The 10,914-nt window shown below is 70.6% G+C and carries 9 protein-coding genes; all 9 read left to right on the top strand.

Going from position 1 to position 10,914, the window contains the following annotated elements; genetic code table 11:
• The first annotated feature begins 66 nt into the window (after window positions 1–66).
• The 9 genes from AB0M67_RS19370 to AB0M67_RS19330 all read left to right on the top strand — a co-directional run bounded on the left by AB0M67_RS19370 (window position 67) and on the right by AB0M67_RS19330 (window position 10,814).
• A complete protein-coding gene (locus AB0M67_RS19370; protein ID WP_365746923.1) occupies window positions 67–1,101 on the top strand; it encodes a conjugal transfer protein in 1,035 nt (344 codons plus the stop codon).
• A gap of 123 nt (window positions 1,102–1,224) precedes the next feature.
• Window positions 1,225–1,452, top strand: a complete 228-nt coding sequence (locus AB0M67_RS19365) for a hypothetical protein (protein WP_365746922.1) — start codon at window positions 1,225–1,227, stop codon at window positions 1,450–1,452.
• 14 nt (window positions 1,453–1,466) lie between these two features.
• Window positions 1,467–2,045, top strand: a complete 579-nt coding sequence (locus AB0M67_RS19360; RefSeq protein ID WP_365746920.1) for a hypothetical protein — start codon at window positions 1,467–1,469, stop codon at window positions 2,043–2,045.
• Window positions 2,046–2,053: 8 nt separating this feature from the next.
• Window positions 2,054–2,863: a cell division protein FtsK gene (locus AB0M67_RS19355; protein WP_365746918.1), complete on the top strand. Its 810-nt coding sequence runs from the start codon at window positions 2,054–2,056 to the stop codon at window positions 2,861–2,863.
• On the top strand, window positions 2,860–3,708 hold the full coding sequence (locus AB0M67_RS19350) for a hypothetical protein (RefSeq protein WP_365746916.1): 849 nt from the start codon (window positions 2,860–2,862) through the stop codon (window positions 3,706–3,708). The genes AB0M67_RS19355 and AB0M67_RS19350 overlap by 4 nt, the downstream gene beginning before the upstream one ends.
• Before the next feature lie 3 nt (window positions 3,709–3,711).
• Window positions 3,712–6,360 carry an ATP-binding protein gene (locus AB0M67_RS19345; protein WP_365746914.1) on the top strand — a complete coding sequence of 883 codons (2,649 nt, stop codon included), beginning with the start codon at window positions 3,712–3,714 and terminating at the stop codon, window positions 6,358–6,360.
• 197 nt (window positions 6,361–6,557) lie between these two features.
• Window positions 6,558–8,666: a hypothetical protein gene (locus AB0M67_RS19340; protein WP_365746913.1), complete on the top strand. Its 2,109-nt coding sequence runs from the start codon at window positions 6,558–6,560 to the stop codon at window positions 8,664–8,666.
• A 126-nt stretch (window positions 8,667–8,792) separates the two neighbouring features.
• Window positions 8,793–9,629, top strand: coding sequence for a hypothetical protein (locus AB0M67_RS19335; protein WP_365746911.1), 837 nt, complete (start codon window positions 8,793–8,795; stop codon window positions 9,627–9,629).
• A 3-nt stretch (window positions 9,630–9,632) separates the two neighbouring features.
• Window positions 9,633–10,814 (top strand): peptidase M23, encoded by a 1,182-nt coding sequence (locus AB0M67_RS19330; RefSeq protein ID WP_365746910.1) that lies wholly within the window; start codon window positions 9,633–9,635, stop codon window positions 10,812–10,814.
• Window positions 10,815–10,914 lie beyond the last annotated feature (100 nt).

Here is a 10,914-nt window from a genome sequence, read left to right as displayed (position 1 = left end):
CGTGACGAAACCTCGTCGCGTCCGCCCGGCTGGAGCTGGATATCGGGATGGGCCGAGGAGTAATTCATGAGCGCTTTGCGGAAGATGTTGAATCTTCCCGAGAAAGAGCCCAAGGGCGGTGAGCACAAAGCCGCTGTACCGGCGGTCAATTCCACGCCGGGCGCGCCGGCCGACGCCGGTGCAGGGCCGTCGGAGTCGAACTGGAACGCGGTGGGGTGGGCCGAGGAGAGCGAGTCCTCGGGGCGTTCCTTCGCTCGGCGGGCCGGCCGTGTCGTCATCTGGTCGGTCATCGGGCTGGCCGCTTTCACGGGGGTGCGCACCTGGGTTTTTCCCGCGAAGCCGCCGGCCGTCGCTCCTCAGGTCGACCAGCAGGCCGAGGCGCGCCGGAACGACGTCCCGGTCGACGAGGCTCAGCAGGTCGCTGCCCGTTTCGCCCGTTCCTATCTCTCGTGGTCGTCCCAGGCCCCGCAGCTACGGGCCAGGGACCTGGCCATGGATCTGCCGAAGGACGCGGATCCCAAGATGGGCTGGGACGGCCAGGGCCTGCAGCAGGTCTCGCAGACCATCCCGGGCACGGTGACGCAGGCCGAGGGGAAGCGTGCCCGGGTCCGGGTCGATGCCCGGGTCAGCTACAGCGTCAAGTCCGGCGGAAAGGACGTCGCCGTCTCGCGGTGGCTAGGTCTGGAGGTGCCGGTCGCCGAGTCCGACGGCCGGGTTCTGGTCACCGGGCAGCCCGCCCTGGTCGGCATGCCGACCGCGACCAGCTACACGATCCCGGGTGCGGCGGACGCGGACTCGGCGATGTCCAGCGGCACCCGGCAGACGGTCAAGGACTTCCTGACGGCGTGGGCGGCGGGCAGCGAGGACCAGGCCGCTGCGCCCGGCTCGCGCATCCCCCCGCTCGGCGGCGGACTGCAGCTGGACTCTCTCGACAGCTGGACGGTCGACGCCGGGACGGGTGAGAAGCGCACCGGTACCGCGACCGTGCGCTGGAGGCTCGCCGGCGCCCAACTCCAGCAGACCTACCGGATCACCCTCACCCAGGTCTCGGCCAACACCGCGACCCGATGGCAGGTGTCCGAGGTGACCTCCACCTCCTGACCCCGAGCCCAGCCCCTCCCCCTTTCTCTTCTCCGCCACCCCGCCGGGCGTGGCGCGGTCCGTGGTGTCCCCGGCCCGCCCCCACCTCCTCATCTCTTCGTTCACGCAAGGGAGCGCTCCACCGTGGAAAACAACGCACTTGTCTCCTGGATCCTGGCCATCGTCGGATCCCTCTTCGTCGCCGTCCTCGCCGTGCGCGCCTTCGGCCACTGGGCGAAGAAGGAATGGGGTGCGCTCATCACGCACACCGTCGGCGGCGCCGTCGTCGCCTTCTTCGTCTTCTCCTCCGCCCAGGCCGTCACGATCCTGAAGACGGTCGGCGCGAAGATCGCCACCGTCTTCACCGGCTGAGCGCGGGCCGGCCGATGCGCACTTCATACACGTACTCCCGCCACTGGGACATCGAGACCCGGCAGCACGAACTGCTCGGACTCGACCTCGGCGAGGGGCTCCCGCGCACCACCCTGCGCTACGGCGCCGTCATCTTCCCCGCCTACTGGGGCCTCTGGCTGCTGCTGATCGGCTTCCCCCCGCAGCCCCTGGCGCCGCTGTTCCTGCTGCCCCCGCTGTTCCTCACCTACTACGGGGCAAAACGTTCCGCCGCCTACTGGCGCCGGACCAACCTCCTGGTCTGGGCGATCCGCCTCAACTACCTGCACACCGGGGTGCGTCCGGTCCTCGGCCGCGGCCGCATCCCCGCGCCGAAGCCCGGCCTGAAGCTGCGGACCCGACGCCTGGGTGAGCAGGTCCCGCAGCTCACCGAGCTGCCCGCCTTCGCGCCCCTGTTCGCCGAGGGCAGCCCCGACCAGGCCGACCGGGCCGAGTCCTACGGGCCACCGGCCCAGATCCGCCCCCGTCTGCGCGCCTACGGGCCCGACGCCGTCGCCAACGCCCGCGCCAAGTACCGCAAGAAGCAGCGCCGCTCGAAGCGCGCTGAGAAATGAGCCGTGCCATGACCTCGATCACCCTGCGCAACTCGGTCCGTCTCGACGAGCGTTCCACGCCCGCGCTCAAGGCCGGTCCCGACCTGTTGATCGGACTCGCGGCCGGCGACCAGCCGGTGACGCTGCCCAGCGACACCGGTCACGTCCTGGTCGCCACCGGGTCCGGCGGCGGTACGACCACCGTGCTGCGCTCCCTGGCCGCCCAGGCCCTTGCCCGCGGAGCGAACACCGACTTCCTCGACATCACCTACTGCGAGCACCGCTGGGCCGACGGCCTGCCCGGGGCCCGGTACCTCACCGACGTCGCCGCGATCCACGACTACCTCCTGATCGCTGCGGCCAACCTCAACGACGTGCCCCGCAGCGTCCCGGGGTCCGGCTGGGGCGCCCGTCACGTCCTGTTCGTCGAAGAACTCTCCCGCCTCGCCGACGCACTGCGCAGCTACTGGATCGAAAGCCGCCCGGAGACCCAGCTCGATGAGGCGCCGGGTGTCGAGGCGCTCAGCCTCCTTCTCACCTCCGGCCGCGCCTACGGCTGGACGATCCTGGCCGGGGACACCGGCGGCGCGGTCCCCGGACCGGGGCCCTTGCACCACCGGAACTTCCGGACGCGCATCCTCGGGTACGGCAGCCAGCGGCTCTGGCGGCAACTGTCCTCGGGCCACGACGCCCCGCCGTACTCGCCGGTGATCGGCCGCTTCCACCTGATCTCCGACCGTTCCGCGACCCCTCTCCAGGCCCTGTACCTGACCGAAACAGAAGCCAGGGCCGCAGCGATCTCGTCGACTTCCGGCACGGAGCAGCGGGAGCGCGCGTGAAGTGGTCGCAACCGCCGCGCCGGCGGGTCGGGCTCGCCGACCTGCCGGAGGACTCCGTCGACGAGGGACCGGGTCCCTTGCTCGGGGTCACCGACAACGCCGCGCCGGTCTACCTCGGTCCCGGCTCCGGCCACGCCCTGCTGGTGGCGTGGCCGGGGATGGGCGCCACCACGGTGCTGCGCACCCTGGCGGCCCAGTACGCCCGACGCGGCACACAGGTCGACATCCTCGACGTCGCCGGCCAGCACACATGGGCCCGCGCCCAGCAGCGTGTCCATCTCTACCAGGACGCCGTCTCCGTCCACCGCCGTCTGTACCAACTGGCCGACCAGGTCCGCGCGGAGCGGCCGGGGCCCGCGCGGACCGTCCTGGTGGAGAGCGACCAGACGGTCACCGCGCTTCTGCGCTTCCGGCACTACCCGGTTCCTGGCGGGACCGGGCTGGACGCCCTGACCACGGTCCTCGCGGCCGGTCGGCTGCACGGAATCCGCGTGGTGATGGCGTGCCGCGCGGTGCCGGCCCCGTTGGGCCACGTCGCCCGGGATCTGTTCACCACCCGTCTGCTGGCCGCGCCGACTCCGCGGACCTGGCGTCTGGTGGGGCCGCCGGGGGCTCCGGCACCGCAGGAGGAACCGTTCCGCGTCGGCCGGATGCATCTGGTCGGCACCGGGAGCGACGAGCTCGTCCAACTGCTTCGGCTGACCGATCTGCAGGCCGCGCACCTGGCCGCCACGCCGGCGAACGCCGCCCGCGCGCCCCGCCTCCGGGATCGCCCCCGCGACCGGCTGCCCGTCACGGCGCCGGCCGCCTCCGCCTTCCAGCTTCCGCGTACGCAAGGAGATTGACCCATGAGCACGACCACCAAGGCGGCCAAGAAGTCCGTATCCCGGTTCGGCCGGATGCTCGGTCTCGGGGCCGAGCGGATGATGAAGGAGCCGCAGCTCGTCGCCGTCGCGGACGGCCTGGTCGTCACAGATACGGCCGCGGAGGCGTGGTTCGTCCTGTCGGCGTCGAACACCGACCTGATGCCCGAGTCGGCGCAGGACTCCGAGCAGGACGCCGCCGGCCTCGCGCTGGCCAAGGTGCTCCCGGGATTCGACTGCCATCTCAAGGTGATCTGGGCGCGCCTGGACGGCGAGGACTACCGCGAGGAAGCCCGGCGGATCTTCTCGGCCGGGGACGTCGAAGCGGTGGCCTCGATGTGGGCGGAGCGTTTGGACACGCTGGACCTGCCGCAGCGGCACATCCTTCTGGGCGTTCGCATCGCGGAGCGTGACTCGGCCACCGGCGCGACCGTGAAGAACACCACCGGTGACGCGCTCGGCATCCGCCGTACGGGGCTGGACGACGCTGAGCTCGCCCAGCTCGACGCGCTCGCGCGTCGTATGGAGCGCCGGTTGGAGGCCACCCCGTGGCGTGCCCGGATCGCCCCGGTGGAGCTGCTGGCCTGGGCCATCAGCCGGGAGTCCTACCGCCCCCAGCCCGCTCCGCCGCGGCTGCCCACTGTCACCGGCGCCTCCCTGGTGCGACTGACGCAGAGCAAGGCGATACCGCATGCCGACCACGTGCGGCTGGTCGACGGCCGCGGCGAGAGCGCGGCGTGGGTGTCCGTGCTCGCGATGCACGAGTTCCCCGAGCAGATCGTCACGCCCGGCGAGCAGGAGTGGCTGCGGTGCCTGAGCGAGATCACGTACACGCACCCCGACACCGGATTCGAGGCCCTGGTGTGCCCCGAGGCGAGCGTCCGGTTCACGGTGTGGCGCAAGGGCCAGGCCATCAAGGCGGTCGACAAGGTGCGCCAGTCCGCCAAGGAACAGCGCCGCTCCGCCGCGCAGTCCAGCGCGGGCGAGACCTTCGCCGAAACGGAGGAGACCGAACTGGTCATGGAGGAACTGCGCAAGGTGATGTCCCGCGACGGGCGCACCCTGCTGGAGGACCACCCGCGGCTGGTCGTCTCCTCGACGGAGTCGCTGGAGGACCTGCGGGCTCGAACCGATGCCGTCATCGGCCACTACGCCGGCCTCAGCATCGACGTCATCGTCGCCTCCGAGGAACAGCGCGAGATGTGGCTGGAGTCGCAGATCGGCGACATGCTGCGCGTCGACGACCTCAAGCAGATCCGCACCACCGACGCCTTGGCCGCGTCGATGTTCTGGGGCGGTTCGGAAGCCGGGGACGACGAAGGACCGATCATGGGCCTGCTCACCGGCACCACGCCGGGCGTCTGCAGGATCGACATCACCGCCGGCTCCGCGCGAGGCGACGCGACGACGACGTGTTTCGTGGGCCGAAGCGGCCGCGGCAAGACGACCAGCATGATGCTGGCCACCCTCATCGCGGCCCTCAAGGGCAGCTTCGCGCTGATGCTCGGTTTCAAGGGCGATGAGGGGGGACTCATCCGTGCCGGCGAGTACCTCGGATTGGACTCCCACCACGTCACCTGCGGCAGCGAAACCCCCGCTGTCGCCGACCTGTTCCGGCTGCTGCCCGAGGGCGACGCCGCGCTCCAGGTCGTGTCGCAGCTGCTGATCATCCTCCCGGACCGGATGCGCGAGGCTGGTGTGGAGACCCGTCTCCTGCGTGCCTGCAACGAGGTCGCCGCCCACCCTGACGCCGCGACCTGGCGCGTGGTCGAGCACCTCAAGAACAGTGACGACGCGCTGGCCGCCGAGGCCGGCGAGGCCCTGGAGGAGCTCTCCCGGACGCCGCTCGGCGCACCACTGCTTGGTGTTCCGCGGGCGGGCGCCTCCCCGCTGCGCCCCGAGCCGGGGCTGTGGCTGGTGCAGGTGCCGGGGCTCTCGATGCCTCAAATGGGCACCGCGCCGCGGGACATGACGATGACCGAGCGCGTCTCCCTGGCACTGATGCGGGGCTTGATCGCCTACGCGTTGAACACCTCCGCTCGTCCTGACCTGCGCAATCTGCCGAAGGTCATCAGCATCCCGGAGGTGCACGTGCTGACCGGGACGGACGACGGCCGGCGCTTCATCGACTACATCGCGCGCACCGGCCGGGCGTTGGACACCTCCCTCGCGATCGACACCCAGGACCCCAAGAGTCTGCTCGGCCTGGACGGCGTACTGGAGGCGATCACCACGGTGTTTGCCTTCGAGCAGTCCACCCGCTCTCAGCAGGACGCCATGGCCGAACTCCTGCGGCTGCCCGTCGGCGAGGCGACCCGGGCCCTGATCCATGGCGTCGGAAAGACGGCACACGGCGAGATCCGGCACGGGCACTGCATCGTGCGGGACCGCCGTGACCGGGTCGCCACCATGCAGGTCGACGCGCCCAGCGCGGAACTGCTGCGGGCGCTGTCCACCAACCCGCAGGACCAGGCCGAGGACCACGCGCGATCGGGGGACACCACCGGCCCTGACCTGCACAAGGACAGCGCACCGCCCACCGGGGCCGAGGACCCGGACCCGGACTCGGACTCGGACTCGGACTCGGCTGACTCTGTCCACAGGCCCGGACCCGCAGCCTCGGAGGACGAATGACCCCCACGCGTCGTGGCCCGGGCGGTGTTGACCGTCGTGCCGATCCAAGGAGGCAGGTCCGTATGGCGATTCGCCGCCGCATCCGATCCGTGACCGCCGTCGCGGCGGTGCCCACCGAAGCCGCTCGTGACTCCGCCGATTCTGCTCCGGCTGACGGGAGCAGGAGCGGCGGGTGGGCCGCCCGAGGGGCTGAAGTGATGGCCACCGTGGCGAAACGTTTCCGCACTCTGCTGCTGCACATATGGGTGCGGCTGCCGCGGCTGCGCGCCCTACTCACACCGACGTTCGCCGTGCTCGCGACCTGCGCGGTCTTCGCGCCGGTCGCGGCCGCGGACGACACCGACAAGTACAAGCCGGGCGGCATCGGCGACATGATGCCTTCGCCGATCAAGCCGCCGGGCCAGGGCACGCTGTACGAGACCTACGATCCGGACGTCTACCAGCTCGACAAACAGCTGTCCTCCGACCTGACGGGCGGCGACCTCATCGACGGGTGGCTGCACGGCGTCGGCAACATCCTGATGATCGTCCTCACGATGATCGGCCGGGCCGCCGTCGTGGTCACGTCGTGGTGCTTCAACGTCGTGAGCTTGCCCGAGGTCGAAGGCGCGATCTCGCGTGCCATCGGCGCGGCGGCCGGCCCGATGATGACCGTCTTCATGCCCACCGCGGTGGCTGTGGGCATGTTCATCGCCTGGGCCAAGCGGTCGGACCAGTCGATGCTCGGTCAGCTGGCCTGGGTTTTCGCATCCGCGGCGATCGCCACCACGTTCCTCGTCGCCCCGCAAACGTGGGTGAAAGGGGTCGACAATGGCCGCCAGCTCGGCGCGTCCGTGGCCATGACCACAATCGGGTCGGGACTGGCCGGCGGCGACGCGGCCATGCCGTTCAAAACCCCCGAACCCGCCTGGTCGGGCAACGAGAAGGACAACACCGTGCGGCGCGCGTCCGACGCGGTGTGGAGGACCTACGTGGCGGTGCCGTGGTGCATCGCGGATCTCGGGTCGATCAACGCCTGCCAGAAGTGGGGTCAGGAGGTCATCAAGCGGGGCACGGACATGGACAAGCGGGAGGACTACCTCGCTGACACCCTCGACAGCGACACCGTCGGCAGTGAGGCGGTGCAGTGGCGTCAGGGTCATTCGCCCGGCGGCCGGATCGGCGTACTGATCGCGGGCAACGTCTCCGCTGTCATCTTCTGCGCCTTGGTCATCACGCTCGCGTTCGCCACGCTCGCCTCACTGATCGGCGCCCTGATGCTCCTGGTGTGCGGCGTCGCCTTCGCCACCTTGTGGTGCATACCAGGCAAACCTCGCCAGTGGGGTGTCCAGTGGTTCGAGATGCTCATTGGTCTTGTCGTCGTGAGCTTCACCTCGACGATGCTGCTCGGCACGGTCATGGTGGTCTCGGTCGCGATGATGTCGCTGCTGCCCACCTACGGCTGGCTCATGGTGAGCGCGCTGAACATCACCACAGCGATCATGGCCTTCCGCGTGAAGGGCCGCCTGGACGGCATCGTCAGCGCCGGCGGCGCGCAGATGGCCGGGCGGGGTGTCCTCGGTGCGGTCACCCGGATGGCGCAGATGCGCCGGATGGGCAAACTGCTCGGCGGCAATCGGGGCCGCGGCGGGCTCGGCGACATGGACCGTCACCCGTCTTCGGGCAAGGGCAGCGGTGGCGGCAGCTCGGGCGATTCGTCGTCGGCGAGCGCCAGTTCCAGTACTCGTACCCATCAGTCGCGGACCTTCCCGCCGCCGCCCAGCCGGCCCGGCGCGGGCGGGGACTACGCCGCCCAGCCCGGGACGATCGAACGTCTCGACCAGCCCGGCCCCGGCGGCTACGACCCCGCGGCAGCCCGCCGTGCCAAGGCCGAGCTCGCGCAGCGCAAGGCCGGCGACGCCGGTCCCGCCGCGATCGGCTCCCGCCCTCATCCGGGAGGTCCGGGAGGTCCGGGCAGTGGCCGCGGACCGGGCCGGCCCGGAAGCGGCAAGCCCGGCGGCCCCGGTGGCAGTGGCTATGCGGTACGCCCGGGTGCTCCTCGCCGTACCGGTGTCCCCGACCAGAGCGGGGCGCCCAAGGACCGGGTCATCCAGGGGACGGTCATCAAGAAGGGCGAAGCCCCGGCCAACCCTGTGGGTGCGAAGTTCCGCCAGTACCCGCCCCCGCCGCCCGCGCCGTCGTCCGCGCCGTCGTCCGCACGGTCAGCCGCCCGGGCAGCCGGGTCTGCTGCCGGCCGTGCCGCGGTGAACACCGCGGTGACCGGGACCCCGCTGCCACTGCCGCCGCCCGGTAGCTCAGGCACGTAGCCGCCGCCCGCCGCGGCGGTCCATCCCCCTCTTCCCGCACCCGAGTTCCCCAGCGGTCCGGCCCCGCACCCGCGGCGCCGGACCGCCCCGGGGCCATCTCGCCATGCCCTCGTACGGAGCCCTGCCGTGACCCACGACCCCCACGAAGACGAACCGACCGCTCCCACCCCCGACCTCGACAGCAAGGCCCGATCCCGCAGGGGTTCCCGCGCCGGCGCGCCCAGCACCCCGGCCGAATGGCGCGACCTGCTGCGCCAGGACGAGTTGCCCGAGGAGCTCGCCAGCCTGCCGCGCCGCAAGCGCCGCCGTGCGGCCAAGCGCTGGCGCTCGGCACGGCGCGAGGAACGCGAGCAGGCCATCAAGAAGGCCCGGGGAAAGCCCCCCACCACCATCGCGGTCCCTCTGCTGGCCCTGCTGGTCGCGCTGGCCGTGGCCGTAGGCGCCCTGGTGTGGCCCGACGACGACGCCCCGGCCAAGGCGAAGAGCAAGCCCAGCCCTACGGCCGCGGCCAGTTCGGAACCGGCGGAGCCGACGGCCCCAGCAGCGAGCCCTTCCGTCCAGTTCATCAACCCCGACAAGGTCGCCGAGGAGTTCATCACCGCCTACAGCACCCGGCTTCCCTACCAGGACGGCTCCCACGTAGCGGCTGTCAAGAGGGCCGCTCCGTACGCCTCAAGCCCACTGGTCGACAACCTCAAGCGCCACGGCGACAAGGACTTCGACCGTCTGGTCGCGGCGCAGGCCGTCGAGGCCAAGCCCACGAAGACGGAGATAGCCCAGCCGACCGACAAACAGCGGCCCGCGCCCGACACCTCCGTGCGCATCTACCGGCAGGCCACGGTCACCGTCGCGGTCAAGGGAACCGACCCCTACACCTACACCCGACACCTGACCGTCGAGGTCTCCCGCGCCGATCTGAACGCGCCGTGGATGGTCACCCGCGTTCTGGGCATCGAGGAGTAGGCCGTGGACGAAAAGGACATCGCCCGCGCCGCTGTGCAGGCCACCGGCATCGTCAAGAAGGTGGGGGCGGCCAAATTCGGCATCATCGGCGTCGCCGTCTTCGTCGCCGGCCTGCTTCTCATGGGCCTGCTCTTCCCGGCAGGCAAGGCGTCGGCGGCCTCCTGCTCCGACAGCGGTGCCGGCACGGACGACACGACACCGATTTCGGACACCGGAGGGGGCCAGGGCCAGGCGAGCGGGTCGCTGCGCCAGAAGCAGATCGGCTTCGCCAAGGACATCGACGCCGTCGCCGTCAAGCTCAAGTTGCCCGGCAGGGCCACCCTGATCGCGCTGATGACCGCGATGCAGGAGAGCACTCTGCAGAACCTCGACCACGGAGACCGCGACTCCGTGGGACTCTTTCAGCAGCGGCCGTCGATGAAGTGGGGCAGCAAGGCCCAGATCATGGACCCATCGTTCGCCGCGGAGTCCTTCTTCAACGGCCGCGGTGGCAACTCCGGGCTCGTCGACATCAAGAGCTGGCAGCTCAAGCCCCTGGGCGAAGCCGCTCAGGCCGTGCAGAAGTCGGCCCACCCCGAGTTGTACGCGGGACACGAGAACGCGATGCGCAAGCTCGCCAAGGACGCCGGTCTCGATCTCGAGCGCGCCGGTAGTGCCGGCGGCAATCAGGCTGGTGGCGACAAGGCCGACGAAGACGTGACGAGCGAGAACAGCGACTGCGGCCTCAACAAGCCCGCCCCCAGCGGAGGTGGCGGAAAGTTCACCGACGGCAAGCAGACATACACGCTCAACAACCCGCGGACGGTCGAAGAGGCCATCGCCTGGGCCAGAGCACATGCTGGCGCGAACTCCACCAAGGAGTGGGAGCAGGCGTGCCTCGCGTACACCGCGATCGTCTACGGCTGGTCCTTCAGTGGTGTCAACTATGCGATCGACCACTACAAGGTCGTTCCGCGCAGCATGCAGCACGACAAGGACCGCAACCCGCCGCCGGGCGCACTCATGTACTGGGACACCGGCCACCGGGCTGGACACATCGCGGTCTACCTCGGCAACAACAAGGTCGCCTCGAACGACATCCTCAGGCCCGGCTACATCGACATCGTCGACGCCGAACTGTTCGAGACGAAGTGGAACGCGACCTACATCGGTTGGACGCCGCCTGTCTTCCCCAAGGCCGGCTGAACCGGAGGGTGTGACGAGGATTCGCAGTTGGCACAAAGGAGGAGGCGCCCTTGGCTCGCCGCCCGCACAGTTGACGCGCCAACAGCACGCTGACGCCGTC

The organism is Streptomyces sp. NPDC051662 (assembly GCF_040681655.1).
GTDB lineage: Bacteria > Actinomycetota > Actinomycetes > Streptomycetales > Streptomycetaceae > Streptomyces.
This window is presented reverse-complemented; position numbering and strand designations above follow the sequence as displayed.